Annotated in this window: 25 protein-coding genes; 15 read left to right on the top strand and 10 right to left on the bottom strand. The window is 63.8% G+C overall.

Features of this window, described 5'->3' with window-relative positions; translation table 11 throughout:
• The first annotated feature begins 16 nt into the window (after positions 1–16).
• Together gspE and gspF are read left to right on the top strand one after the other, a co-directional pair.
• On the top strand, positions 17–1,504 hold the full coding sequence (gspE, locus tag ACYVNQ_RS00630) for a type II secretion system ATPase GspE (protein WP_460900483.1): 1,488 nt from the start codon (positions 17–19) through the stop codon (positions 1,502–1,504).
• 4 nt (positions 1,505–1,508) lie between these two features.
• Entirely contained in the window at positions 1,509–2,726 is a 1,218-nt protein-coding gene (gene gspF, locus ACYVNQ_RS00625; RefSeq protein ID WP_460900202.1) for a type II secretion system inner membrane protein GspF, read from the top strand.
• Positions 2,727–2,764: 38 nt separating this feature from the next.
• On the opposite strand, the gene ACYVNQ_RS00620 is transcribed toward gspF, so the two are convergent.
• Positions 2,765–3,175, bottom strand: a complete 411-nt coding sequence (locus ACYVNQ_RS00620) for a hypothetical protein (protein WP_460900201.1) — start codon at positions 3,173–3,175, stop codon at positions 2,765–2,767.
• Positions 3,176–3,370: 195 nt separating this feature from the next.
• Here ACYVNQ_RS00620 and gspG point away from each other — a divergent pair, with 195 nt between their 5' ends.
• The 8 genes from gspG to ACYVNQ_RS00580 all read left to right on the top strand — a co-directional run bounded on the left by gspG (position 3,371) and on the right by ACYVNQ_RS00580 (position 9,532).
• Positions 3,371–3,835, top strand: coding sequence for a type II secretion system major pseudopilin GspG (gspG, locus tag ACYVNQ_RS00615; RefSeq protein ID WP_460900200.1), 465 nt, complete (start codon positions 3,371–3,373; stop codon positions 3,833–3,835).
• Between the two features lie 63 nt (positions 3,836–3,898).
• Positions 3,899–4,429 (top strand): GspH/FimT family pseudopilin, encoded by a 531-nt coding sequence (locus ACYVNQ_RS00610; protein ID WP_460900199.1) that lies wholly within the window; start codon positions 3,899–3,901, stop codon positions 4,427–4,429.
• Positions 4,430–4,431: 2 nt separating this feature from the next.
• Positions 4,432–4,875: a type II secretion system minor pseudopilin GspI gene (gene gspI, locus ACYVNQ_RS00605; RefSeq protein ID WP_460900481.1), complete on the top strand. Its 444-nt coding sequence runs from the start codon at positions 4,432–4,434 to the stop codon at positions 4,873–4,875.
• A complete protein-coding gene (locus ACYVNQ_RS00600) occupies positions 4,853–5,569 on the top strand; it encodes a PulJ/GspJ family protein (RefSeq protein ID WP_460900198.1) in 717 nt (238 codons plus the stop codon). Before gspI ends, ACYVNQ_RS00600 begins: the two co-directional genes overlap by 23 nt.
• A 17-nt stretch (positions 5,570–5,586) precedes the next feature.
• Complete coding sequence (gene gspK / locus ACYVNQ_RS00595; protein ID WP_460900480.1) at positions 5,587–6,795, top strand: type II secretion system minor pseudopilin GspK; 1,209 nt, start codon at positions 5,587–5,589, stop codon at positions 6,793–6,795.
• Between the two features lie 28 nt (positions 6,796–6,823).
• On the top strand, positions 6,824–8,227 hold the full coding sequence (gene gspL, locus ACYVNQ_RS00590) for a type II secretion system protein GspL (protein WP_460900197.1): 1,404 nt from the start codon (positions 6,824–6,826) through the stop codon (positions 8,225–8,227).
• Positions 8,224–8,727 (top strand): type II secretion system protein M, encoded by a 504-nt coding sequence (locus tag ACYVNQ_RS00585; RefSeq protein WP_460900196.1) that lies wholly within the window; start codon positions 8,224–8,226, stop codon positions 8,725–8,727. The genes gspL and ACYVNQ_RS00585 overlap by 4 nt, the downstream gene beginning before the upstream one ends.
• A gap of 22 nt (positions 8,728–8,749) precedes the next feature.
• Positions 8,750–9,532: a type II secretion system protein N gene (locus ACYVNQ_RS00580; RefSeq protein WP_460900195.1), complete on the top strand. Its 783-nt coding sequence runs from the start codon at positions 8,750–8,752 to the stop codon at positions 9,530–9,532.
• Positions 9,533–9,811: 279 nt separating this feature from the next.
• On the opposite strand, the gene ACYVNQ_RS00575 is transcribed toward ACYVNQ_RS00580, so the two are convergent.
• Entirely contained in the window at positions 9,812–11,467 is a 1,656-nt protein-coding gene (locus tag ACYVNQ_RS00575) for an efflux transporter outer membrane subunit (protein WP_460900194.1), read from the bottom strand.
• Between the two features lie 325 nt (positions 11,468–11,792).
• Positions 11,793–12,158 carry a hypothetical protein gene (locus ACYVNQ_RS00570; RefSeq protein WP_460900193.1) on the bottom strand — a complete coding sequence of 122 codons (366 nt, stop codon included), beginning with the start codon at positions 12,156–12,158 and terminating at the stop codon, positions 11,793–11,795.
• A gap of 207 nt (positions 12,159–12,365) precedes the next feature.
• On the opposite strand from ACYVNQ_RS00570, the gene ACYVNQ_RS00565 reads away from it, so the two are divergent.
• Complete coding sequence (locus tag ACYVNQ_RS00565; RefSeq protein ID WP_460900192.1) at positions 12,366–12,893, top strand: MarR family winged helix-turn-helix transcriptional regulator; 528 nt, start codon at positions 12,366–12,368, stop codon at positions 12,891–12,893.
• A 285-nt stretch (positions 12,894–13,178) separates the two neighbouring features.
• On the opposite strand, the gene ACYVNQ_RS00560 is transcribed toward ACYVNQ_RS00565, so the two are convergent.
• From ACYVNQ_RS00560 to ada, 4 genes are all read right to left on the bottom strand, one after another.
• Positions 13,179–13,901 (bottom strand): OmpA family protein, encoded by a 723-nt coding sequence (locus tag ACYVNQ_RS00560; RefSeq protein WP_460900191.1) that lies wholly within the window; start codon positions 13,899–13,901, stop codon positions 13,179–13,181.
• A gap of 110 nt (positions 13,902–14,011) precedes the next feature.
• Positions 14,012–14,500 (bottom strand): hypothetical protein, encoded by a 489-nt coding sequence (locus ACYVNQ_RS00555; RefSeq protein ID WP_460900190.1) that lies wholly within the window; start codon positions 14,498–14,500, stop codon positions 14,012–14,014.
• A gap of 122 nt (positions 14,501–14,622) precedes the next feature.
• Positions 14,623–16,236, bottom strand: a complete 1,614-nt coding sequence (gene gshA / locus ACYVNQ_RS00550) for a glutamate--cysteine ligase (protein WP_460900189.1) — start codon at positions 16,234–16,236, stop codon at positions 14,623–14,625.
• Positions 16,237–16,650: 414 nt separating this feature from the next.
• Positions 16,651–17,766 carry a bifunctional DNA-binding transcriptional regulator/O6-methylguanine-DNA methyltransferase Ada gene (ada, locus tag ACYVNQ_RS00545; protein ID WP_460900188.1) on the bottom strand — a complete coding sequence of 372 codons (1,116 nt, stop codon included), beginning with the start codon at positions 17,764–17,766 and terminating at the stop codon, positions 16,651–16,653.
• Between the two features lie 390 nt (positions 17,767–18,156).
• Between ada and ACYVNQ_RS00540 the strand changes: the two genes are divergently transcribed.
• A complete protein-coding gene (locus ACYVNQ_RS00540; RefSeq protein WP_460900479.1) occupies positions 18,157–18,582 on the top strand; it encodes a VOC family protein in 426 nt (141 codons plus the stop codon).
• Positions 18,583–18,730: 148 nt separating this feature from the next.
• Here ACYVNQ_RS00540 and ACYVNQ_RS00535 read toward each other — a convergent pair whose 3' ends face one another.
• Positions 18,731–19,303 (bottom strand): YaeQ family protein, encoded by a 573-nt coding sequence (locus ACYVNQ_RS00535; protein ID WP_460900187.1) that lies wholly within the window; start codon positions 19,301–19,303, stop codon positions 18,731–18,733.
• Positions 19,304–19,850: 547 nt separating this feature from the next.
• The gene (gene sap1 / locus ACYVNQ_RS00530) at positions 19,851–20,192 is read right to left on the bottom strand and encodes a surface attachment protein Sap1 (protein ID WP_460900186.1); all 342 of its coding nucleotides are present in this window, start codon (positions 20,190–20,192) and stop codon (positions 19,851–19,853) included.
• A 500-nt stretch (positions 20,193–20,692) separates the two neighbouring features.
• Between sap1 and ACYVNQ_RS00525 the strand changes: the two genes are divergently transcribed.
• The 3 genes from ACYVNQ_RS00525 to ACYVNQ_RS00515 all read left to right on the top strand — a co-directional run bounded on the left by ACYVNQ_RS00525 (position 20,693) and on the right by ACYVNQ_RS00515 (position 22,313).
• Positions 20,693–21,319: a LysE family translocator gene (locus tag ACYVNQ_RS00525; protein ID WP_460900185.1), complete on the top strand. Its 627-nt coding sequence runs from the start codon at positions 20,693–20,695 to the stop codon at positions 21,317–21,319.
• 159 nt (positions 21,320–21,478) lie between these two features.
• Positions 21,479–21,646 carry a hypothetical protein gene (locus ACYVNQ_RS00520; RefSeq protein WP_460900184.1) on the top strand — a complete coding sequence of 56 codons (168 nt, stop codon included), beginning with the start codon at positions 21,479–21,481 and terminating at the stop codon, positions 21,644–21,646.
• A gap of 382 nt (positions 21,647–22,028) precedes the next feature.
• Positions 22,029–22,313, top strand: a complete 285-nt coding sequence (locus ACYVNQ_RS00515) for a hypothetical protein (protein ID WP_460900183.1) — start codon at positions 22,029–22,031, stop codon at positions 22,311–22,313.
• Between the two features lie 178 nt (positions 22,314–22,491).
• Here ACYVNQ_RS00515 and mnmE read toward each other — a convergent pair whose 3' ends face one another.
• Positions 22,492–23,892, bottom strand: a complete 1,401-nt coding sequence (gene mnmE, locus ACYVNQ_RS00510; RefSeq protein ID WP_460900182.1) for a tRNA uridine-5-carboxymethylaminomethyl(34) synthesis GTPase MnmE — start codon at positions 23,890–23,892, stop codon at positions 22,492–22,494.
• Positions 23,893–24,086: the final 194 nt, after the last annotated feature.

Below are 24,086 nucleotides of genomic sequence, written 5' to 3'. Positions count from 1 at the left end.
ACAGGCAGCGGATGCGATTCCGGACGGCGAGCGCGCGCTGGTTCCCGGCGAGCGCGTGCCGCCGTCGCAGCTTGCGGCCCGTCTCGTGCCGTATGGCTTTGCGAGAAGCGGCCAGATCCTGGTCGCGCACCAGCACGCGGATTCGATCGAAGTGTGGATCAGCGATCGAACCAGCAGTGCGGCGCTTGCGGAAGTGGCGCGTAATTTCGGCGCGCTTTCGGTTGTGAGGGTGCCGGCCGACGAACTCGCGCAGGCGATCAACGCTGCCTACGCGCGCCAGGACGGCAGCGCGGCGCAGGTGGTCGGCGAAGTGGAAGGCGAAGTCGATCTGTCGCGGCTGATGCAGGACATTCCGGAAGTCGAGGATCTGCTCGAGTCCGAAGACGATGCGCCGATTATCCGGATGATCAACGCACTGCTCACGCAGGCCGCGCGCGAACAGGCTTCGGATATTCACATCGAGCCGTTCGAAAACTCGTCGGTGGTGCGCTTTCGCGTCGACGGTACGCTGCGCGACGTGGTGCGGCCGAAGAAGGCACTGCACGGCGCATTGATCTCGCGGATCAAGATCATGGCGCAGCTGGATATTGCGGAAAAGCGTCTGCCGCAGGACGGCCGGATTACGCTGCGTGTCGGCGGCCGCCCGGTGGACGTGCGCGTTTCGACGCTGCCGACCGGCCACGGCGAACGCGCGGTGCTGCGTCTGCTGGAAAAGGACGCGGCGCGCCTGAATCTCGAAGCGCTCGGCATGGCCGCCGATACGCTTGGCCAGTTCGACAAGCTGATCGCGCGCCCGCACGGCATCGTACTGGTCACGGGCCCGACCGGTTCGGGCAAGACGACGACGCTTTACGCGTCGATGTCGCGTCTCGAGACGGCCACGACCAACATCATGACCGTCGAAGACCCGATCGAATACGACCTCGGCGGCATCGGCCAGACGCAGGTGAACGAGCGGATCGGCATGACCTTCGCGCGTGCGCTGCGTTCGATCCTGCGTCAGGATCCGGACGTGATCATGATCGGCGAAATCCGCGATCTGGAAACGGCGCAGATCGCAGTGCAGGCATCGCTGACGGGCCACCTTGTGCTCGCGACGCTGCACACGAACGATGCCGCTTCGGCGGTCACACGTTTGACCGACATGGGTGTCGAGCCGTATCTGCTGGCTTCGTCGCTGCTCGGTGTGCTCGCACAGCGTCTGGTGCGGCGCCTGTGCCCGGTATGCAAGGAAGAGCGCGAAGAAGACGGCGTCAAGCAATGGCACCCGGTAGGCTGCCCGAAGTGCGGCCACTCAGGCTACTCCGGCCGACGCGGCGTATACGAACTGCTGCTGATCGACGAACCGATCCGCGCGCTGATTCACCGCAACGCATCCGACGCCGAAATTCTCACTGCCGGCCGCGGAGCGGGCATGCGCACGCTGCGCGAGGACGGCAACCGGTGGTTGTCCACGGGCCTGACCTCGCTCGAGGAAGTAATACGTGTGACGGGCGGAGAGTAAACGGATGCCAGCATTCCGGTTCGAAGCAATCGACGCGACGGGCAAGGCGCAAAAAGGCGTGCTCGATGCGGACAGCGCGCGCGGCGCGCGTACGCAATTGCGCTCGCAGGGTCTCACGCCGCTGGTCGTCGAGCCAGCGTCGACGCGCACTCGCGGCGAACGCACGCAGCGTTTGTCGCTGGGCCGCAAGCTGTCGCAGCGCGAGCAGGCGATCCTGACGCGCCAGCTCGCCAGCCTGCTGATCGCCGGCCTGCCGCTCGACGAAGCGCTGTCGGTGCTGACCGAGCAATCGGAGCGCGACTACATCCGCGAGCTGATGGCGTCGATTCGCTCTGAAGTGGTGGGTGGCCACTCGCTGGCTAATGCGCTGTCGCAGCATCCGAAGGATTTTCCGGATATCTATCGCGCGCTGGTGGCCGCCGGCGAGCACACCGGCAAGCTTGGTCTCGTGCTGTCGCGTCTGGCCGATTACATCGAGCAGCGCAACGCACTGAAGCAGAAGATCGTGCTGGCGTTCACGTACCCGGCGGTCGTCACGCTGATCGCATTCGGCATCGTGACCTTCCTGTTGAGCTACGTGGTGCCGCAGGTGGTCAACGTGTTCGCCACCACCAAACAGCAGCTGCCCTTTTTGACCATCATGATGATGGCGCTGTCGGCTTTCGTGCGCAGCTACTGGTGGGCGGTGCTGATCGGCGTCGCGGTGGTGGTTTATCTGGTGCGCACGATTCTGTCGCAGCCCGGCCCGCGGCTCGCATTCGATCGCTGGCTGCTCACCGCCCCGCTGCTCGGCCAGCTGGTGCGCGGCTATAACACCGTGCGCTTTGCCAGCACGCTCGGCATTCTGACGGCGGCCGGCGTGCCGATCCTGCGCGCGCTGCAAGCCGCCGGCGAAACGCTCAGCAACCGCGCGATGAGCGAGAACATCGACGATGCGATCGTGCGCGTGCGCGAAGGCACGTCGCTGTCGCGCGCGCTCGGCAATACGAAGACCTTTCCGCCGGTGCTGGTGCACCTGATCCGCTCGGGTGAAGCGACCGGCGACGTGACGACGATGCTCGACCGCGCGTCCGAAGGCGAATCGCGCGAGCTGGAACGGCGCACGATGTTTTTGACGAGTCTGCTGGAGCCGCTGCTGATTCTGGCGATGGGCGGCGTGGTGCTGGTGATCGTGCTGGCGGTGATGATGCCGATCATCGAGCTGAACAACCTGGTGCAGTGACGAACGGCGCGGCCGTCGTCACTGAGGTGATTTCAGGTTCAGCGCACGTAGATGGTGGGACCGGGCGCGGGGTTAGGCAGGGTCACTTCCGAGTGCACGCCATTGCGATCGATGACGATCGAGCGCGCACGTACTTCGGAAAGCTTGGTGCCTTGCATCACGGCGCCGCCAAGCGACACGGTATGCGGCGGTTCGCCGCCGACGCTGATGATCGCAGCAGCGCCTTGGCGCAGCGCGAGAATGCCGAACAGACGGATGTCCTGATTCACGGTACGTGTGAGCTGGCCGCCGAACAGCGTGGCGGCCTGATCGACGGACACCGGCGGACGGGCGGCGGCGGCGGGCACTGGCGCGGAATGCGACGACAGCGTGACGACCCAGTAAGTGACGGTTGCGCAGAACGCAGCGAAGCACACGAGGGACAGAAGGCGGATCTGGAGAGAGTTCATGCGCTGTATTTTACGGAAGATTGTGAAAACTGCGATGCATCCAAATTCGTTCATCTACGTGACATTAGAATGACCGGCCCGGTGATTGAAATAGCACTGGGCGCAATATGTCGCGCGTGACAGCACGCGCGACACAAGCAACGGGTCGGGCAAAGCCCGATCGCTCGACACTTTACTGAAACGAGGTAGCAAATCATGCAAACGTGGACGAATCGCCGTACGGAAATCGCGGGTGTGCGTGCCCGTCGTCAACGGGGGTTCACGCTGATCGAAATCATGGTCGTGATCGCGATTCTCGGCATTCTGGCCGCGCTGATCGTGCCGAAGATCATGAGCCGTCCGGACGAAGCGCGGCGCGTCGCCGCGAAGCAGGATATCGGCACGATGATGCAGGCGATGAAACTCTATCGCCTCGACAACGGCCGCTATCCGACCCAGGAGCAAGGCCTGCGCGCGCTGGTCGAAAAGCCCACCACCGAACCGGTGCCGAACAACTGGAAGGACGGCGGTTATCTCGAGCGTCTGCCGAACGATCCGTGGGGTAACGCGTACCAGTATCTGAATCCGGGCGTGCACGGTGAAATCGATGTGTTCAGTTACGGCGCCGACGGCAAGGCGGGCGGCGAAGGCAACGACGCCGACGTCGGTTCGTGGCAGTGATGCAGTAAGGCCGCTCTTGCGTTTATCGACTTGCCTCTTCGCCTAGCTGCGGTTTCCGGCGCCATGCGTTCATTCTTTTGCACCTCGTCCCGGCTGCGCGCTGCGCGGGCGCCGTCCGGCGCCGCGCGCGCACGGCGTCAGCGCGGCTTCACGCTGCTCGAGATGATGGTGGTGCTGGTCATCGCGGGGTTGCTGGTGTCGCTTGCTTCGTTGTCGCTGTCGCGTAATCCACGTACCGATCTGAACGAGGAAGCGCAGCGTCTCGCGCTGCTGTTCGAATCGGCCGGCGACGAGGCGCAGGTGCGCGCGCGGCCGATCGTGTGGACCCCGCAGGATGGCGGGTTTCGTTTCGAAGTCCGCACCGACGACGGCTGGCGCCCGCTGCGCGACGACCTGCTCGGGCCGCGTCGCTGGGAAGGCGGCGTGACGGGCGTGTCGATTACGTACCCCGGGTCGAATGGTTCGGATGCGCAGCGCAGCCAGGTGTTGTTCGGTACCGAGAGCATCGATACGCCGGTCAGCGTCACGCTGTTTTCGGGGGCCGGCAGTGCGACCGTCGTCGGCACCGGCAACGGCCGCTACGAGGTGCATTGATGATGCAGCGCGCAGGGTTTCGTGGTCGGGCGCGTGGGGTAGTGGCGCCGCGCTCGCCTCGGTCGTCGCCGCGCGCCGCACGCGGTTTCACGATGATCGAAGTGCTGGTGGCGCTCACGATCATCGCGGTAGCACTGGCTGCATCGCTGCGTGCGGTCGGCACGCTCGCCAACGGCGAAGCGGATCTGCATCGCCGTCTGCTGGCGGGCTGGAGCGCCGACAACACGCTGGCGCAGTTGCGCCTGACACATGCGTGGCCTGAAATCGGCGCACAAAGTTTTGATTGTTCGCAGGGCAACCTGCAGCTGATCTGCACCGAACGCGTGAGCGGAACACCCAACCCGGTGTTTCGCAAAGTCGAAGTGACGGTCACGATGCCGGGCCGGTCCGGCGAGTTGGCGCAGATGGTGACGGTGGTCCCGAATGAAACGAACCGGCCGCTTTGAACGCGGCATAGCAGGACCGAAGCAAGCGCGAACGCAGGCGCATGGGCGCGGCCGCGCGGCGCGCGGCTTTACGCTGATCGAGCTGCTGGTGGCGATTGCGATTCTCGCGGTGATCGCGGTGCTGTCGTACCGCGGTCTCGATCAGATCGTGCGCGGCCGCGAGACGATTTCGAAAGCGATGGAAGACGAGCGCGTGTTCGCGCAGCTGTTCGACCAGATGCGCATTGATGCGCGCCTGGCCGCCACCGAAGACGAGGTCGGCCAGCCGGCGATTTCCGCGTCGAGCAGCGGGCTGCAGATCGTGCGCGAGTTGAATGCGCCGGGCGTTGCGCCGCGCCTGCAGGTGATTCGCTATCGCGTGTCGGACGGCCTCATTACGCGTCATGCATCGCCGCCGCTGAAGAATCTTGGAGAAGTACGCCATGCGCTGTCCGGCGACGAAGACAGCAACTGGAGCGCAGTACCGCTGATGGGCGGCATCGGCGTGATTACCGCGCGTCTATATGTGCCGAAGGTCGGCTGGACCACGCAAGCGAAGGATGTGCAATCGTCGATGAACGATAACGTCAACAACCTCAAAGTGCCGCAACTGGGCAATGCGCCGATTCCGCGCGCGGTGACCGGGCTCGAGGTGAGCATCGGCGCAGCGGCGTTGAAGCGGCCGATTACACGCGTGTTTCTGGTTGGGGAGTGATGTCTGTGAAAGCCCGCATGCGCAACGCCAGTACGAGCCGACCGACGCCGCAGTTCGCCGCGTGCGGTGCTGCGCGTCGTCCGGCGCGTGTGCAGGCGCGCCGCGTGACTCGCAGTGCGCGGCGTGAGGCCGGCGTGGCGATCATCAGCGCGCTGCTGGTGGTTGCGCTGTCGGCGATTCTGGTGGCGGGCATCCTGTGGCGCCAGCAGGTGCAGGTGCGGCGCATCGAAAACCAGCGGCTGCTCGCGCAGGCGCAATGGGTCAGCCGGGGCGCGCTCGACTGGACACGGTTGATCCTGCGCTCGGAAGGCGATACGTCAGCGGGCATCACTTACCTCGGCGGCATCTGGGGCGTGCCGATTGCGCGCACGCGGCTGTCGGACTTTCTCGGCAAGATCGGCGATTCGCGCGCCGCCGATGCCGCCGATACCTATCTGTCCGGCTCGATCGAAGATGCGCAGTCCAGGTTCAATCTGCGCAATCTCGTGTCGAGCTCGGTGCCGGGTTCGCTACAGGTGAATGGCCCGCAACTCGAAGTGTATGTGCGGCTGCTCGGCATTCTCGGTTTGAACGGACAGCTCGCGAAGAGCACCGCCCTCGCGATGCGCTCGAGTCTCGCGCATTCGATCACGCGGTTTCAGTCGACGGCGGCCAGTGCGATCGCATCGACCAATACCGCCTCCAACGCGCCCGGCCAGCCGGTCGTACCGGGTCAAGGCGTGCCGCAAGGCGGCTCGGAAGGCGGCGACGAATTTAGCGACAAGCCGGGCCTCGCCGACTCCGACAGCAACGCGGCGGTCGCGCCGCTGCAAATGACCAGTGTCGATTCATTGCTGGATATACCGGGCTATACGCCGGAAATCGTCGAGCGGCTGCGTCCGTTCGTGACGGTTCTGCCGACTTCCACCCCGCTCAACATGAATACGGCGAGCGCCGAAGTGATCGCCGCCACCGTGCCGGGCATGAACCTGTCGAGCGCGCAGGCGTTCGTCGCGCGACGGGAAACCGTGTTCTTTCACAACGTGTCCGACGTGCAGCTTGCACTGGGTGGCGCGGGCGTACAGAACATCGCGCTCGATCCGAGCCAGCTCGACGTCAATTCGAGCTATTTCATCGTGCACGGCCGCATCGAGCATCAGCGCGCCGAAGTCGATCGCACGACGCTCATTTATCGCGACGCGCTGACTCATACGACGCGTATCGTTCGCCAGCGAGACCAATTATGAACAACGCCTTTCCCGGAGAGAGTGGGCTTTGAGCACGCTGATCGTTCTACTGCCGCCGCGCGACCCTGCGGTGCCATCGCAGGAATGGCAACTGCCGGACATGCCGTTTGTGCTGCTCGACAAGACGGGCCATTCGATGCGCACCGGCCATGCGGCGCTGTCGCTGCTGCCGCGCGCGTCGGCGACCGTGCTGATGGTCGCCGCGCGCGACCTGCTGATGATGCCGGCTGCCGTGCCTGCGCTGAAAGGGCCGCGGCTGCGCCAGGCGCTGCCGAATGTGGTCGAGGATCAACTGATCCAGGATCCGCAGACCTGCCATATCGCCGTCGATCCGAAGCCGCTCGAGGACGGCCGGCGTTTGCTCGCGATCGTCGATCGCGGGTGGTTCCGGTTTGTCTATGAGGCGTTTTCCGGTGCCGGGCATCGCAATCTGCGCGCGGTGCCGGTTACTTCTTGTCTGCCGCTGCCGGAGGCGCCGGTCGATGCGCTGGCGGAAGCGGCTTTGCTGGCTGGCGCCGCGGCCGAGGCCGATGATGCTGGTGATCCGGCTGCGGTCGGCGCCGGTGCTGGAACGGCCGCGCTCGGCGCAGCTGTCACCGTGCCGCTGGTCGCCGCCGTGCTTGGCGAAGTGGCGAGCTCCAGTTCGCTGGCGGGCCTGCCGGTTGCCGACATACCGGCCGAAATCATGCCGCCGCGCGTCGAAGTGGCGATCGCACGTGGCCGGATCGGCGAAGGGCTGGCTGTGCCGGTTGCCGCGGTGACCGGCACGCTGAGCGCGCTCGCCGGCGACGCGTCGGTGACGCTGTATTCGCTGACCGGCCTGCCCGGCAACGAGCCGCAGATCGGCTCCCGCTCGGGCATGCTGATTCCCGGCGCACTGCCGCTGAGCTTCGACGACCTCGCGCAACGCGCACTCAAGGTCCCGTTCGATCTGTGTCAGTTCGAATTCGTGTCGCAGCCGTGGCGCCTCGATCGTGCGACGCTGCGTCGGTTACGTGTGCCGATCGCGCTGCTCGGTGCGGCGGCGGTGATCGGGATCATCGGCGTCAACGTGCAATGGCTGATGCTGACGCGCCAGCGCGATGCGATCAACACGCAGATGACGGAAATGCTGCTCAACGCATTCCCGAAGACGACCGTCGTGCTCGACGCGCCCGGCCAGATGACGCGGCAGCTCGCGCAATTGCGGGTCGCGGCTGGCGAGTTGTCGCCGGACGATTTCCTGTCGCTGGCCGATGGACTCGCGCGCTCGCTTGGGCCGGTGCCGGTCAACGGGATTGCGGCGATCGATTACCAGAACCGCCATCTGGAAGTGACCTTCAAGCCGACCGTGAAGGTCGATCCTGACCTCGCCCAGCGCCTCGCGCGCAACGGCCTGACGGGAGAGATCGATAGCAATACCGGTAAGTGGACCATCAGGAGCGGACAATGAAAGCTCAACTGCTCGACGCATGGGCCGGATTCTGGAGCGCGCGCAATGCGCGCGAAAAGGCGCTGCTGACGTGGGGCAGCGTGGTGCTGGCGCTGGTGATCGCGTGGTCGGTGCTGTGGCAGCCGGCGGTCGAGGGCCGCGCGAAACTGCTCGATGCGTTGCCCGCCATGCAGCGCCAACTCGCGCAGATGACCGCGCAGGCCAACGAAGCGCGCGCGCTTGCGAGCGTGTCGCAAGGCGTGCCGCCGACCGGTGGCGCGCTCAAGGACGCGCTCGCCGCATCGCTCAACGATCACGGCATCACGCCGTTGCAGGTGCAGGTGATCGGCAGCGCCGTGCAGATCCAGCTGAAGAACGCGCCGTTTCCGGCGTGGACCAGCTGGCTCGACGACGTGCGGCGCCAGTTCAAGGTGCAGGTTTCCGAAACGCACGTGACCGCGTTGAAGGAAGACGGCCAGGTCGATCTGACTGCATCGCTGCAGCCGGCAACGACCAAGTGACCCCACGCGGACGGGACCTGTGATGAATGTGTGGATGCGGCGCATCGGCGCCGCGTTGCCCTGGCTTGTGGTCGCGCTGTTGTCGAGCGGCGCGGTGTTGCTGACGACTTTGCCCGCTGCGTGGATCACGCCGCTGTTTGCCAAGGCGACGCAAGGGCATGTGAACCTGGTCGAGCCGGACGGCTCGCTGTGGCACGGCTCGGCGGTGCTGGTGCTGGCGGCCGGAGGAGCCGACAGCGGCCCCGGGACGCTGTTGCCGGGACGCATCGAATGGCGCACGGCGTTTTGGCCGTTGTTCACCGGGCGCGTGCGGATGCAGATGCGGCAGACCGACGCGATGCCTGATGCGGTGACGCTCGACGCAACGCTGCGCGGCTCGACGTTGTCGGCGGGCGAGCTCGAGGTGCCGGCGTCGTTGCTTGCGGGGCTGGGCGCGCCGTTCAATACGTTGAACCTGCAAGGCAGCGTGCGGCTCGCGTGGACCGATTGGCGGAGTTTCGGCAAGGATGCGTTCGGGCAGCTCGCGGTGCAGCTGACCGAGATGAGCTCGAGTCTGTCGCGCGTGAAACCGCTTGGGTCGTATCGCGTCGTGCTGCAGGCGCAAGGTCTTGCGGCGACGATCGATCTTTCGACGCTGAAGGGACCGTTGCTGCTGAATGGCCATGGATCGCTCGGTGTCGGTGCGACGGCGTTTCAGGGCACGGCGAGTTCGACGCCCGATGCGCAGGAAAACCTGGCGGGTTTGTTGAACCTGCTAGGCGCGCCGCGTGGGCCAGGGGTGGTTTCGCTGGATTTCTCGCACTGAGAGAGAGCCGAGGCCGGCGGCGCGGCGGAGATTGCCTACGTCGGGAAGCAGTGGCAGGCGGACCTTGTCGGTTGCGTGCGCGGCATCGCATTTCCGCTCTCGGCGAGCGGGATCCACTCGGTCGTTGTGAATCTGTCCGACAGCACGCGTTTCCGAGCTACCGGTTGCATGCTCGCCGCGCCGCGTTCGTCTTCGTCTGGAAGCCTGATGCGCGCGACCTCGTCGGCTGCGTGCGCGGCATCGCATTTCCGCGCTCTGCGAGCGACCCGGTCAGTCGACCTAGTCGTTACGAATCTGACTGCCAGCCGGCCCCTTCTGAGCCACCGGTTGCGCGCTTGCTGCGCCGTCGCGCGACGGCTGTTGCGCTGTGAGCGCTGGCGTCGCGCCCTCCTTCGACTGGCTCTGCGCGCCGCTTGCCGGAGCCGGTTCGGCTGGCGCCGCCACGCTGCCGGTTTCACGATCCATCTGCGCCACCTGCCAGCCGCCGCCAAGCGCCTTCACCAGGCCCACCGACGACACCATCCGTTGCCCCTGAATGCTCGCGAGCTTCTGCTCGGCAGTGAACGCGGTAGTCTGCGCGGTCAGCACGTTCAGATAATCGACGGTGCCCGACTTGTACTGGTTGGTCACGATATCGAGCGCCTGCTGCGCCGATTGCACCGCCTGCTCCTGTACGACGATTTCCTTGCCCAGAATGCGCTGCGACGCGAGATTGTCCTCGACGTCCTGGAACGCGGTGAGCACCGCCTGCCGGTAAGTCGCGACGTTCTGGTCATAGGTGGCGCGCGCCGCATCGGTTTGCGCGCTGCGCAGGCCGAAGTCGAACAGCGTTGCCGCGAGCTGCGGACCGACCGTCCAGAAACGCGCGGGCGCGGTCAGCAGTTGCGAGAACACCGAGCTTTCGAAACCGCCGGTGGCGTCGATCGTCAGCGTCGGGAAATAGGCGGCAATCGCTACGCCGATCTGCTCATTCGCGGCCGCGGCCTTGCGCTCGGCCGACGCGATGTCCGGCCGCCGCTCCAGCAGTGCTGACGGTAGCTGCGCTGGAACGCCGGGCGGCGTCGCGTCGAGCGGCGCCTGCTGCAGCGCGAAGGTCGAGGCCGGCTCGCCGAGCAGCACCGCGATCGCATGTTCGTTCTGCGCGCGTGCGACGCCGTTGTCGATTGCCGCGGCTTGTGCGGATTGCAACTGCGTCTGCGCCTGGACCACGTCGGCACGCGCCGCGACGCCCTGCCCGTAGCGGTTCTGCGTCAGCTGCAGCGAACGTTCGAACGATGCGACGGTATCGTCGAGCAGTTTTTGCTGCGCATCGAGCGAGCGCAGCGTGAAATAGGTCTGCGCAAGCGTCGCCTGCGCGGACAGCCGCGCGTTGGCGAGATCTGCCGCCGCGGCTTGCTGCCCTGCTTTTTGCGCCGCGACGGTGCGGCTCACCTGACCCCACAGATCCGGTTCCCACGACGCGTCGCCGGACAGCCGGAAACTGTTGGAGATCTGTCCCGATGACCCGACCGAGCCGGTGCCGCTGACAAAGCCGCCGCTGCGCGCCGGCGATTGCTGGCGTTCGCCGTTGCCGGTCAGCGACAGCACCGGGAAATAGGCGGAACGCGCCTCCGCCGTCAGCGCGCGCGCCTGGCGATAGGCTGCTGCGAACTGGGCGATGGTCTGGTTCGACGTGTTGAGCTTGTCTTCCAGCGCATTCAGTTGCGGGTCGTTGTAGATGGTCCACCAGGCACCGCGATCCTGTTGATCGGCGGGCTGCGCGACCTTCCAGCCCTCGGCGGCCTCCTTGTATGACGCCGGGATCGCCGTTTCCGGCCGCCTGTAGTCCGGGCCGACGGCGCAACCGGCCAGCACGGCGGCTAGCGCAGCGGCGACGGCAATCGTCATGACGCGAGGTGCGGCGACGCCGCGGCGCGAGGTGAAGTCAGGCTGCATGCAAATGAATTCCTGTCGATTCTGCTGGCGTATCGGCGGGTGCTGGCCGGCGCATACGCGCATTTTTGGCACGCGTGGTTCCGGGCGGCAATCCGCGGCGGTGCGCGACCGGCAGCTTACGCTCTTGTTACGCGGGAAACAGAAGAGTAATGCGGTGCGCAGTACAGGTGTGTTACCGACGGTGATCTGACGGTTACGTGCCGTTACTGTGACGATGGCCGCCGCTAAATGCAATCGGCGATGGGAGACAGGCGGGGAGCAACGAGGAGAGGTGGCAACGGCACCGCGGCTGAAAACCAGCGAGCGACACCGTTGCGAGGGAGAACTACACGCGGCAATCGCCGCTGATCTGCCGGGTCTTGCCGGCGGCCGCGCGGCACGCCGGCGCTTCAGGACGAGTCTGGCAGACGGTCGCGCCAGGCACCAGATTCTGACCTGCCGACGATGCCTTGACCCGCACCACCGAAGCCAGCACTGCTGCCGGCTTGGCCTGCACGGCCTTTACGCTACGCTTGCCACGCCGATGATCGAGCCACGCGAGAAATAGCACACCCAGTGATCCGCCCGGCAGTACGAACACGACTGCGTAGAGCGCCAGTTTCCACCAGCGGTACGGCTTCTGGAAATTGCCGAGGGCGGAATCGATCAAAGAGCGGCTTAAGCCGCCAAGGGTGTTTTTCAGGTACAGCATCGCGGGGGTCCTCTGCGGCCGGCAAGGGCGGGCTCGCATAAAACGGTCAGAACATAGTCTCGGGTGGCGCGGCTCGCGCGTAACTCGTTGACTGACATAATATTGACTATGCAATTAAGTTTCAACATACTTCGCGCTAGACCCTTGATCGAGTGTTGTTTTTCGATCAGATCGCAGCCCACCCCCTGAATTCGTCTGACTACACACATGAGCGATGGCTTCTACCTCGCGGACGGCGTTCGTCCTGAATCCGGCATCGGCTACTACCTGTCGAAGGCGCGCACTGCGTTGCTCGACAGGATGGATCGCGCGGTCAAGCCGCTTGGGCTGACCGCGCAACAGATCAGCGTGATCCTGCTGTTGTCGTCTGGACGGGCGGGCACGCCACTGGAGCTGTCGCGGGCGCTGTCCTACGACAGCGGCTCGATGACGCGCATGCTCGACCGGCTTGAAAAGAAGGGTTTCGTCGCGCGTTCCCGCAGCGACGCGGATCGGCGGATGGTGAAGCTGGAGCTCACGCCACAAGGCCGCGATGCCGCGGGCCGCCTGCCGGCGCTCAGCGCCGCCGTGCTGGACGAGCAGCTACGCGGCTTTTCGGAAGACGACATCGCCGCCCTCGTGGTGTTGCTGGGACGGTTCATCGCAAATGGGACGGACAGCGCGGAAGAGCCGGCGCGACAGGCCGCGGAACCGGCGCTGGAGCAGCGGTTTCCGGTCGTAGATCAGGCAGGGTAGTCATATCCGCTCGGCACGGACATGTGTCGGGCAGGTGGCAATTGCTTGCCTGAGCAGATAATGCATATGCATGAATCTGCCCATCGGTTAGGTGAGCAGATTCATGCAGTGACAAGCTTTTTGCATAGCTCACCGCAATGGGCATTTTAGCGACGATAGTGTTGCACGATCATGACCGGCGTCGCCCGTATATAAAAAAGGCGGCATCGATACGAGATCGATGCCGCCATACATCGCGGACCGGTGAACCGCGGTCCGCTTCACAACAGGGATGAACTACTGGGCTTACTGGCCGTCGACCTGGATCTCGACGCGCCGGTTTTTCGCGCGGCCCGAGGCCGTCGTGTTCGGTGCGACGGGCGAGGCGCTGCCGTAGCCGCTCACGTTATTGCGCGCGGCCCGCAAGCCATGCGAGGCGAGATAGCTCTGCACAGCGCGCGCACGCGCGCCCGACAGGCGGGCGTTCAGCGCCTCGGACCCGGTCGAATCCGTATAACCCGCGATTGTCATCTGCTGGATATCGACGCCGCGGTTCGCGTTGATGAAGTCGTCGAGGCTGGCCTTGGCAGTGGGCGTCAGCGAGGCGCTGTTGACCTCGAAATTTGCGTCGCCCTGCAGCGTTACCTTGCGCGCGGGCGCAGGCTGCGGCGTTGGACGCGGAGCTACCTGCGCAGCCGGTTGCGGCTGGGGTTGCGGCGCCGGTTGCGCTTGAGGCGGCACCGGCGTCGAGCAGGAGAACAGGATTTCGCGCGGATCGTCCTCAGGCTTCATGCCCGAGGCGACGCGGTCGATCGTCGCGATACGCGCCACGGGTTTGCTACCGCAAACCTTTTTGACTTGGTTCAGGCAGCTTTCCGAGCTTTCAAATGCGCCCAGACATTGGGCCCGGTAGGCTTGTGTGCCGTTCGCGAGCGTGACGGAATCGAGGTTATAGGTGGGGCCGGACGCAGTGGTGCAACCGGCGACAAGTGCGACGGTGGCGGTCGCGAGCAGGATTCGAACGTACATGAGAGCTTCTCGATCAGATTGAAAGGCCATCGAACGATAAGTTCGGGTGGCTTCAAGTCCAATCGGAGAAGTCTGAAAGGATGCCTACAAAATCTGTCTGTCGAGCGGCCTTACTGCGACACCGGTTCGCCGGTCGGCGATTGCGTCGATTGTCCCGGCAAGGCGTCGCCGGGTTTTGCGGCGGTGGGCGTCGCCGGCGCATCATTCGAAGCAGCGCCAGCGCCCCTCACGAACTGCTTGAAGTCGGCCCCTGCTTCCCATGGATTGGGCCGGCAGCCAAGCGAGCTGTCGCAGTGCGCAGAAAAGCCGATCGTCGCGGTACCGTCGTTATTCGGTGTCTTCGTGATCTGATAAGCGAGCGCACGTTTGCCACCGTCGGGGCCGGCGGTCTGAATCAGCGAATCGGTGACGGTTGTGACCTCGTAGCTCGAATGGCTCGTCACCCACGTACGCGCGCGCTGCCACCAGCCCGCGCACTCGGCATCGCTCGTGCAGGTGAGCGGCGCCGTGGCGATCTGCATCACGTCGGGGTTCACCTGTCCACGCGTCGAACACCCGGCAGCCAGTGCGCACATGATGGCCAACAGCCCTTTCTTCATCGCACTCATTCCTCCGTGATCCCGGTATGCGGCGGCACATGCGAATTGCGCGTGCCGGCCCGCGTCCGATTCCGGTTGGACCGGAAGCCTCGCGGCGTGTTTCATATGATCCGTGGTTCGCGTCAGACGCTGAAGCGGTTCAACGTATACGCCCGATATGCAGCAACGAACGCATCAAACGATCCTGCGTCCTCGCTTTCCAGTTCTTGTTGTTGAGCGAGCGAATGCGCGGCGAGGTCGGTGAAGACCTGCGCTTGTGCCGCGTCGAGCGGGCGGGCGCGAAATTGCGCCGCGTGCGCTTCGCTTTGCTCGAGCGAGAAGGCGAGGAAGCCTTGCTGTTTGTCGCGCATGATTTGCAACACACGCGCCGACGGTGTCAACGACGGATCGGCGAGTTTCGCGCGCTGCACGGCCACCGACCGCGCATGCTCGTCGCTGCCGTGGAGCGAATCGAGCGTCTGCGCGGCGATTTCGATGCGCGCGAGTAACGCGTCGGCCCAGTCGACCATCGCAACCGGCTGTCCGTCGCGCGTCAGCTCGAGGCCGGGCTTGCGCCCTTCCATCGTCACGCGGGCGAAATTCTCGTTGGCTTCCGCGTAGGCAGGCGGCGGCAGCGGCGCACTGTCCTCCAGCGCGCAGACGAGCAGATACGCGTCGAGAAAACGCGCGGTCTCGACGGAAATGCCTGTAGGTTCAAACGGATCGATGTCCATGCAACGCACTTCGACGTATTGCACGCCGCGTGCCGCGAGCGCATGCAACGGACGCTCGCCGGAATAGGTCACGCGCTTGGGCCGGATCGTCGAGTAGAACTCGTTCTCGATCTGCAGCACGTTGGTGTTGATCTGTACCCACTCGCCGTCGTGCTTCGTGCCGATCGCTTCGTAAGGCGGGTACGGTCGGCTCACGGCTTCGGCAAGCGCGTCGAGATAGCCGGGCAGCGTGTCGTAGTCGGCATGTAACGCGGACTGGCCAGTCGTGTTCGAATAGCCGAGGTCGCTCATTCGCAGGCTTGTTGCGTACGGGCGATACAGAGTGTCGGCGTCGAAACTTTCGAGCGAGTGTGCGCGGTCGCGCAGGAAGCGCCGCTCCAGTGCCGGCGACGCGCCGAACAGATACATCAGCAGCCAGTTCGTGCGCCGGAAATTGCGGATCAGCGCAAGATAACGTTCGGATTGGAAATCGATTGCCGTCGCGGTGGATTGCTGGTCTGCGTGCAGCTGCCGCCACACTTCTTCGTTCAGCGAATAGTTGTAGTGGATGCCCGCGATGCACTGCATCGTGCGCCCATAGCGCAACGCCAGGCCGATGCGGTAAACGTACTTCAGCTTGCCGATGTTCGACGTGCCGTAGTTCGCGATCGGGATCTCGTCGTCGGCGGGCAGCAGCGCCGGCATCGATTCGTTCCACAGGATCTCATCCTGCAACTGCGAGTAGACGAAACGATGCAGCGTGTCGAGCCGCTCGATAGCTTGCGCGGCGTCGTGCTCGGTCGGCGTGATCAGTTCGAGCAGCGCCTCCGAATAGTCGGTGGTGAGCGAAGGGTGCGTGAGCGCGGAGCCCAGCGCACGCGGATGCGGTGTCATCGCGAGCTGACCGTCTCGCGTGACACGCAGACTCTCTTTTTCGATGCCGCGCAGGCCCGTCGTCAGCGCGTCGCGCTGCGGGCCCGAAGTCAGCACGGACAGGCGATGCAACAGCGCGTCGGTCGTGCGGGGGGAGTTCGTGTTTGGCATTGGAAGTCGCACGTTGTCGGATGCTAAGCGCCGCCTTCTTCGTGCGGTCGACTACGTTCGGTAGAATTTTCAGTAGCGGGCACTTTATCATCTCGCCACGACGGCTGCTTGGCGCTGAATCACGCGCTTTCAGCATGATGCTCGTTGCGCGCGGCGAGGACCGTGCGCAATCGATCTATTGCTTGCTGTGCCGACGTTTGCGCAAGGTCCGCAAGCGTGCGTTTACGCCAGTTGGCGCACTGCATCAGACGCTTTGTACACGTGAGACGAGCGGTGTCGGCGATGGATATCTAGCAAACGGCGCGCCGCGCTCGTGCTGAAGTGGCGAGGCGGGGTGCATCCTGGCAAGAGCGCCAGGATGCGGCAGGCAGTAAGTGGGATTAATAGCGCGGCGGTTAGACGAACGGGCGGTCGTTACGCTGCGTGATCGAGGTCAGCTATAGCAGAGGAAGACGACACATGCGGGTTCGCGGCGCTGCTTTTGCGTTGTGCTTCGTTCTCCAGCAACACGGCCTTGCGCTCCGCGCCCCACCGGTAGCCGCTCAACGAGCCGTCCTTGTGCAACACGCGGTGGCATGGAATTGCCAACGCAACCGGGTTTGATGCGCAGGCATTGGCTACGGCCCTCACCGCCTGCGGTTTGCCGAGTTCTGCAGCGATCGCCCCGTAACTGCGCGTTTCGCCGTAAGGAATCCGGCGCAACGCGTCCCACACGCGTTGCTGGAACGCGGTCGGCGCGATGTCGAGCGGCAAGTCGATACGCCGGCGCGAACCGGCCAGGTAGGCGTCGATCTGTTCGATAAACGGTGCGAGCGCTGCCGGGTCGTCATGTAGCTCGGCGTTGGCGAACTCGTGATGCAGTTCGTCCGCCAGCACGGCCTTGTCTTCGCCAAAGGCGATCTTGCAGATGCCTCTGTCAGTGGCAGCTACCAGCACGAGACCGAGCGGCGTCGGCGCGCTGGCGTAGCGCACGACAAGGCCTGCTCCCTTGCGGCGATATGCGGATGGCGCCATCCCCAGTTCGGCGGGCGCGGTGTCGTACATCCGCGATGGCGAGCCGAAGCCGGCGTCCACAGTTGCCCGCGTGACATCGGCGCCCTGCTGCAGCGCGTCGCGCAGGGCTGCGCCGCGTTGTGCGGCCTGATATTGGCGCGGCGATACCCCCACCACCCGCTTGAAGAGCCGTTGCAGGTGAAACGGGCTGACGTGCACTGCATCGCTCAACTGTGCGAGCGTCAGGCGCTGCTGCGGATCGCGCTCGAGTACCTTGCATGCGCGATTGACGATTTCGAGCTCGCGCGGCAAGCCGCCGGGCTGACAGCGTTTGCAGTCGCGAAAGCCCGCGGCGCGCGCCTGTTGCGCATCGCCAAAGAATTCGACGTTCTCGACGCGCGGCTGGCGCGACGCGCAAGACGGGCGGCAGAACACGCCGGTCGTCTTCACGCCGTAGAAGAAGGCGCCATCGGCGTCGCGGCTACGGCTGGTGATGGCGGACCAGCGTTCTGCGTCTGTGGTGTAGGCGGGTTTCATCTTGGCATTTCCGGACGGTTTCGACGGTTCTAATTTACGGCGCACGTCGATACCGTACGCTCCGGTTCTTGCGGTGTCATCGGCTCTTGCGCGGCGGTTTAATGGGGTCGAAGCGATGCGGAGCTGCGTGCAAAAATGGCAAAACCACGCAACATCGGGTTTTCCCTTAAAAAATTATTGCGTCGCGGAAATCCGTTGTGTATAGTGATTCCTGTCTCCTCCATGTCTCCTCCTGATATGGATTAAGCCCGCTCAATGAGCGGGCTTTTTTTCGTCCATCGTCAGCCACCTGCTGCGCTTGCGTCACGCGTTTGCGCGGCCGGACGCACGCCGCCCGCCTTTCTCCTACACTTCAAGACCAGTCAAAACCGGCGACGAGGCCTCCTTCACATGAAGTTCCATATCCGCGAAATTGACCACGTCGTGATCAGGGTTAACGACGTCGACGCCATGACGCGTTTCTACTGCGACGTGCTGGGCTGCAGTCTGGAAAAGGAGCAGCGCGATCTGGGCTTGATTCAGCTGCGCGCGGGGCGATCGCTGATCGATCTGCTGCAGGTCGGCGGCCGGATCGACCGGCCCGACAGCGGCGCGCCGCAAGCAGGGCGAAATATGGATCACCTGTGCCTGCGGGTCGAGCCATTCGATGAAGCCGCGCTGGAGCAGCATCTCGTCGAGCATGGTGCGCGTATCGGCGAAAAGGCTGTGCGGTACGGCGCGGATGGGTTTGGGCCTTCGCTGTATTTGTTCGATCCGGAGGGGAATATGGTCGAGCTGAAGGGCCCGCCGGACGCGGCGCGCGCGACTTCGCTTTAACTCTACGAACGGCTGCGTCGCGCAGGGTCGCCTAAATGGCGCGTCGCGTCGCGCAGGGTCCGCAGGGGGCGTAGCGACGCCGAGGCGCAGCCGACGCGGCACCGTCCGGCTTGGCCTTGCGCCTCTAGTCCGGCGCCCGCGGCCTACTTCACGCGGTGCGTTCGGATCGCGTATCCGGCGAAGCCTTCAGTTCAGTCCATTCGATCTGCACGGCGTCTGCGTCCTCGCTGCCGAGCCACGCGGCGCCGTCCTGCACGGTGCATTGCAGCCGCATGGTTCGCTGCGCAAGCTTGCCCAACGCCTCCGCGACGCCATCGCTCAGCGACCACACGGTGACATTGCGCAGCCGTTCGACCTTGCTGCGCACGCCTTGCCACCAGATATCCGACGTACGGCCGCCGTAGGCGATCACGATCACCCGGTTGGCCCGCCCGCTTGCCTTGGCGATGCGCCGTTCGTCCGGCTGGCCGACGTCGATCCACGTATCGATCGCGCCGGTCAGATCTTTTTCCCACAGATCGGGCTCGTCGATGTCCGACAGGCCTTTGCAGAACTCGAGCCGTTCTTGCGCGAACAACGCGAAGGCTGCGACGCGGACCATCATCCGCTCGCTGGTTTCAGACGGATGCAGCGCGATGGTCAATGTGTGATCGGCGTAATAATGCCGATCCATATCGGCGATCTGCAGTTCAGCTTTGTAGATTGTCGCTTTGAGCGCCATGGAAAGCCCTGGTCCCGCAAACGCGGACCGTATAGTGAACAAGGATTCGGGGCCGTAGTACCGTGCCATTTTGAAACCCGCCTCTGCTGCGCATCATGCGTTTCACCGCTGATACGGTTTAGCCGGACCGCGTCGGCTCGCGAGCCTGAGCACGCTTGCCGATGCAGCCTTCCACTGTCGCTTTGCTTGCAGACGAGCAATGAACGTGCCGTCCGCGGTAGCCGTCGCGAAAACAGGTGAGGCGGGAGCGTGATGATACCGAATCTGCCGGCACGGTATGACAAAGCGATGGCGCAGCGTGCTTGTTTTGTCTTTGGCGCCCGGCCAGGGCGGCGCACCGGATCGCATCTGCGCACCCACGCGGGCCGACGACTGGCCGTGGTGAGCCATGACAATGCGAATTGCTGATGGCGAATAGCAGACGAATAACGCAAAACGGCCGCGCGTTTAAAACGCCGGCCGTTTCAGGCATGCAACAGATTATCCGGTCCTTCCCAGACCGAACAGTGTTTGCATTAACCCGACTCGAAAGTCGGGCGAATTACGACTACTGCTTGATGAAGCGATCGTTGGTCCAGAGACCTTGCGTATCGCTATTGGCAGCATTGACGAATTCGACTTCATGTCCGTCCACACGGACGATACGGAAGCTCGCGTTTTCCGGAGTGGACAGGCACTGGAAGCCGGAGAAATATTCCTGCATTTTCTGCTGTTCGCCAGCCTGTGCATGCTGGTTCACGGCATCTAGCTTGTCTTTTGACAGGCAGCCATATGCATTGGCTTTGAACTGGACGGTTTGCTGAGGCTTGATCACGACGTCCTGCGCCATAGCAGCCGATGCGCCGACGAATCCCGCCATCATGAAAAGAACCGCGACTCGCATTTTCATAAAAACCTCCGTGCGGGTTAATACTCAGGTTAGCTATGTATTTAACTTCAGGGGAAGACCCGCACCTCTCACTCTAGAAGAACTTTCAGCTAGCTCAAGCACGACTTGTGTGCGTTCGCAATAGTGGCGGATTGTCGCATCTTCAAATATGCAGTTTGATAGCCGGTGCAATGCCTGACTGAATGCATGTTTTTGGGTTTTAGGGGGGGCGACATAGCGCCACGCGCTTTATCTGACAATGCTCTGCGGTCCTTATTCTCGTAAACGAGAACAAGGAATTAAGTGAATTACTACACACCCATTTGTCATTTGATGCGATGCACACAAAGTCATGCGGAGAAATTGCGAATTCGCACGCTTTAATCAGGTGAATGCAGAACAAGAACAATGCCCGCCATGCGTCGCCGCGGCGCGGTTGTCCCGCCGGGCACGACAAAAAATCGGGTTGCGCTGCTCCAAAGTTCGTGGATAAATCGAGCGATCTATAAAGGAGAATCCTCATGACGCTGGCCCATTGGCTACCCTTCGCGATCGCATCGGCGATTCTGGTCGCGATCCCCGGCCCGACCGTCCTGCTCGTTATTTCGTACGCGCTCGGCCACGGCAGGCGCTACGCAATGGTCACCACCGCCGGCGTCGCGCTCGGCGACCTTACGTCGATGACCGCGTCGATGCTGGGGCTCGGCGTGATCCTCGCCGCTTCTGCGACACTCTTTACCGCGCTGAAATGGGTCGGCGCGGCGTATCTGATCTACCTGGGCATCAAACTGTGGCGCGCGCCGGTCGGCAGCGCCGACACGCCTTCGACGACCGAAACCCGCGCCGGACGCATCTTCGCGCATGCGTACGCGGTGACCGCACTGAACCCGAAGAGCATCGTGTTTTTCGTCGCCTTCGTGCCGCAATTCATCGACACTCAGGTCGCTACCTGGACGCAAATCGCGGTATTCGAGGCCACCTTCGTCGTGCTCGGCATGCTGAACGCACTTGGCTACGCACTGCTCGCCTCGGCGGCGCGCCGTGCGATCCGCAGTCCGGGCGTGCAACTTGCTGTGAATCGCACGGGCGGGACACTACTTATCGGGGCCGGCATGCTCGCGGCGGCCTGGAAGAAAGCCGCTACGTAAGACGTAAGGCGAAACCGGTATCGACCAGCAAAGCATCAGCCGCCGGGGTCTTGGGAGTTCAATGAAAATTGTGCTCGCTGGACCTCACGGCGGTGCACGCAGCGGTAGATCGGACGCCTACAATGAGGTGCGAGTCAACATCGATCCATGGAGGCTACTGTGATCGAGAATCTGATACTAGGCGCGTTTCTGGTCGTCCCGCTGCTAATCGTCGCTTTCCTTTTCTCCGATGAACTGTGGCAGGAGCATCGCCAGCAGATCGAAGACGAGTTCGTCGAATGGCGAATGGACTGGCGGCATCCGATCCGCAGTTTGCTCCACCACTGACACTCCACGGGTCGCATACCTCGAATAGCAAAGCAGTACGCGTTTGCGATGTACCCGGTCCGCCGGGTGTGGGTCGATTTTTAGTAAAAGCTCTGCTTGTGTGGTGCCCGCACCCAGCGGGCGCGCTCGCCGGTGCGCAGCCACCCGTGCAATAGCAGACGCAAAAGCAAAATACCCCTGAAATGCCACTCTGTTCATGCGATTGCTACCCGCCTCGCATGCGTAGTCTTATGCATGCGGCAAACGCGTAACCGGCACCCGCCCTAACGACAAGCCCTACCTATCTGTTTTCGCAGGGGGCCACTTGCGCGGGTGCGCCGCTAAAGTAAATTATCAGACGGATGTATCAGAACGTCGGTTCATAAATCACATCGGGGCGGATATGAACGGGTTGATCGATCGGGAAATCACGCATATCACGCGTGTCATGCGCCCTTCGTTGACGGGCGATCTGGCCGGCTCGATTCTGACCTCGGTTTATTGGCGCAAGCGGCTCCACGAGCTGCTGAATGCTTCGATGCTGACCCGAGCCCAGCTTTGCGCGATCGACAGCCTGCTGGTCGAACTCGACGAATTCGATGCTGGCGGCTACGGCATTGCGTTTCCGCACCCGGTGCACGCGGCCGACGGCACGCGTGAAGTGCAAGGCACGGTGCAGTCTGCGTAGGCGAAAATCGCGGCGGTCGCGCCATCCGTGAAGGTTCATTAGTTCGCGCTCAAGATCGCAGCGCGAGGCCCGCCTTGATCTTGCCTTCCGTGTCCTTGAATCGACCGGCCGGCTCCAGGCTCGGTTCGCCGATCTTCGTCCTCTCCTGGTGCGGGCGATCGCACACCGAAGCACGCACTCACTTGCCGATGCAAAAGCGGCTGAAGATCACGCCAAGCAGATCGTCCGACGTAAATGCGCCGGTGATCGAATTCAATTGATCCTGCGCGAGGCGCAGTTCTTCGGCGAACAGATCGAGCGCCTGCGCGTTTTGCGTGGCGTGTTCGGTTGCCAGCTGCAGATGCTCGTCGGCTGCGCGCAGCGCGATCAGATGGCGCTCGCGGGCCAGATACACGCTTTGCGCATCCGCCTGCCAACCGGCAATGCGCAGCAACTCCGCGCGCAGCAATTCGATGCCGCTGCCGTGCTTGGCCGACAGCCGGACTTCGCTCAGGTCCGCGAAGCGCGGGTCGGCGAGCGGCTGCGCGGCCGGGGCGACTTCGGTGAGGTCGGTTTTGTTGAGCACACGCACTACCGGCACGCCTTGCGGAAAACGCGCGGCGATGGATTCGTCTTCTTGCGTCATGCCGGTCCGGGCATCGAGCAGATGCAGCACGACGTCGGCTTTCTCGATCTCCGTCCAGGTACGCGCGATGCCGATTTTCTCGACCTCGTCTTCTGTTTCGCGCAGGCCGGCCGTATCGATGATGTGAAGCGGGATCCCTTCGATCTGGATGGTTTGGGCCACCTTGTCGCGGGTCGTTCCGGCGACCGGCGTGACGATCGCCAGCTCGGCGCCCGCCAGAGCATTGAGCAGCGACGACTTGCCGACGTTCGGCTGCCCCGCGAGCACTACCGATAGCCCTTCACGCAGCAACGCGCCCTGGCGCGCATCGGCCAGCACCTGGGCCAGCCGCTCGCGGATACGTGCGAGTTTGCCGCGCGCATCCGCGGCTTCGAGAAAGTCGATTTCCTCTTCCGGGAAATCGAGCGTCGCCTCGACCAGCATCCGCAGCGTGATTACTTCTTCGACCAGCGCATGGATGTCGCGCGAGAACGCGCCTTCCAGCGAGCGGCCGGCTGAGCGTGCGGCGGCTTCCGTGCTTGCCTCGATCAGATCCGCGACGGCTTCGGCCTGCGCGAGATCGAGTTTGTCGTTGAGAAACGCGCGGCGGGTGAATTCGCCCGGTTCGGCCAGACGCAGGCCGAACGCCTTGCCCGCGTCGATGCAACGCTGCAGCACCAGTTGCAACACGATCGGGCCACCGTGGCCCTGCAACTCGAGCACGTGCTCGCCGGTGTACGAATGCGGCGCGGGAAAGTACAGCGCGATGCCGCGGTCCAGCGCATGGCCGGCTTCGTCGAGAAAGCCGACGTAGCTCGCGTGGCGCGGCTTCAGTTGCTGACCGGTGAGCGCGAGCATCAGCGGCTGTGCGGCCGCTTCGCCCGCGCGGCCGAACGAGATCCGCACCACGCCGATGCCGCCGCGACCCGCGGCGGTGGCAATGGCAACGATGGCGTCGGAATCGGTCGGAAGCATGGCAACTCGTGTTTGGGAAAATTCGCAAAATTAGACGCGCGCAAGAGCGCGTGAGGGGCGCGACGCATTGTATCGCGAGGCCGCAAGCCCCTTTTGACGTCGCGCCGATGTCTGAAATCGGAGCGATGGATTGCAGACTTATCCTAAGTAGGATATCTTAAAATAAGAATCTTCTGAGATCGATGAGATGCTGT

The organism is Paraburkholderia jirisanensis, assembly GCF_054782355.1.
Note: the sequence above shows the minus strand (reverse complement) of the source record. Positions and strands in the feature narration are given on the sequence as shown.

What these genes read in the sequence shown, in the direction of transcription:
- ACYVNQ_RS00570 (WP_460900193.1), bottom strand. Translation starts at nt 12,158, where the DNA reads ATGCTGTACCTGAAAAACACCCTTGGCGGCTTAAGCCGCTCTTTGATC.
- ACYVNQ_RS00515 (WP_460900183.1), top strand. Translation starts at nt 22,029, where the DNA reads ATGAACGGGTTGATCGATCGGGAAATCACGCATATCACGCGTGTCATG.
- gspG (WP_460900200.1), top strand. Translation starts at nt 3,371, where the DNA reads ATGCAAACGTGGACGAATCGCCGTACGGAAATCGCGGGTGTGCGTGCC.
- ACYVNQ_RS00565 (WP_460900192.1), top strand. Translation starts at nt 12,366, where the DNA reads ATGAGCGATGGCTTCTACCTCGCGGACGGCGTTCGTCCTGAATCCGGC.
- ACYVNQ_RS00560 (WP_460900191.1), bottom strand. Translation starts at nt 13,901, where the DNA reads ATGTACGTTCGAATCCTGCTCGCGACCGCCACCGTCGCACTTGTCGCC.
- ACYVNQ_RS00580 (WP_460900195.1), top strand. Translation starts at nt 8,750, where the DNA reads ATGAATGTGTGGATGCGGCGCATCGGCGCCGCGTTGCCCTGGCTTGTG.
- gshA (WP_460900189.1), bottom strand. Translation starts at nt 16,236, where the DNA reads ATGCCAAACACGAACTCCCCCCGCACGACCGACGCGCTGTTGCATCGC.
- sap1 (WP_460900186.1), bottom strand. Translation starts at nt 20,192, where the DNA reads ATGAAAATGCGAGTCGCGGTTCTTTTCATGATGGCGGGATTCGTCGGC.
- ACYVNQ_RS00600 (WP_460900198.1), top strand. Translation starts at nt 4,853, where the DNA reads ATGAAACGAACCGGCCGCTTTGAACGCGGCATAGCAGGACCGAAGCAA.
- ACYVNQ_RS00585 (WP_460900196.1), top strand. Translation starts at nt 8,224, where the DNA reads ATGAAAGCTCAACTGCTCGACGCATGGGCCGGATTCTGGAGCGCGCGC.
- ACYVNQ_RS00575 (WP_460900194.1), bottom strand. Translation starts at nt 11,467, where the DNA reads ATGCAGCCTGACTTCACCTCGCGCCGCGGCGTCGCCGCACCTCGCGTC.
- gspK (WP_460900480.1), top strand. Translation starts at nt 5,587, where the DNA reads ATGCGCAACGCCAGTACGAGCCGACCGACGCCGCAGTTCGCCGCGTGC.
- ACYVNQ_RS00610 (WP_460900199.1), top strand. Translation starts at nt 3,899, where the DNA reads ATGCGTTCATTCTTTTGCACCTCGTCCCGGCTGCGCGCTGCGCGGGCG.
- mnmE (WP_460900182.1), bottom strand. Translation starts at nt 23,892, where the DNA reads ATGCTTCCGACCGATTCCGACGCCATCGTTGCCATTGCCACCGCCGCG.
- ACYVNQ_RS00525 (WP_460900185.1), top strand. Translation starts at nt 20,693, where the DNA reads ATGACGCTGGCCCATTGGCTACCCTTCGCGATCGCATCGGCGATTCTG.
- ada (WP_460900188.1), bottom strand. Translation starts at nt 17,766, where the DNA reads ATGAAACCCGCCTACACCACAGACGCAGAACGCTGGTCCGCCATCACC.
- gspF (WP_460900202.1), top strand. Translation starts at nt 1,509, where the DNA reads ATGCCAGCATTCCGGTTCGAAGCAATCGACGCGACGGGCAAGGCGCAA.
- ACYVNQ_RS00535 (WP_460900187.1), bottom strand. Translation starts at nt 19,303, where the DNA reads ATGGCGCTCAAAGCGACAATCTACAAAGCTGAACTGCAGATCGCCGAT.
- ACYVNQ_RS00555 (WP_460900190.1), bottom strand. Translation starts at nt 14,500, where the DNA reads ATGAAGAAAGGGCTGTTGGCCATCATGTGCGCACTGGCTGCCGGGTGT.
- gspI (WP_460900481.1), top strand. Translation starts at nt 4,432, where the DNA reads ATGCAGCGCGCAGGGTTTCGTGGTCGGGCGCGTGGGGTAGTGGCGCCG.
- ACYVNQ_RS00620 (WP_460900201.1), bottom strand. Translation starts at nt 3,175, where the DNA reads ATGAACTCTCTCCAGATCCGCCTTCTGTCCCTCGTGTGCTTCGCTGCG.
- ACYVNQ_RS00540 (WP_460900479.1), top strand. Translation starts at nt 18,157, where the DNA reads ATGAAGTTCCATATCCGCGAAATTGACCACGTCGTGATCAGGGTTAAC.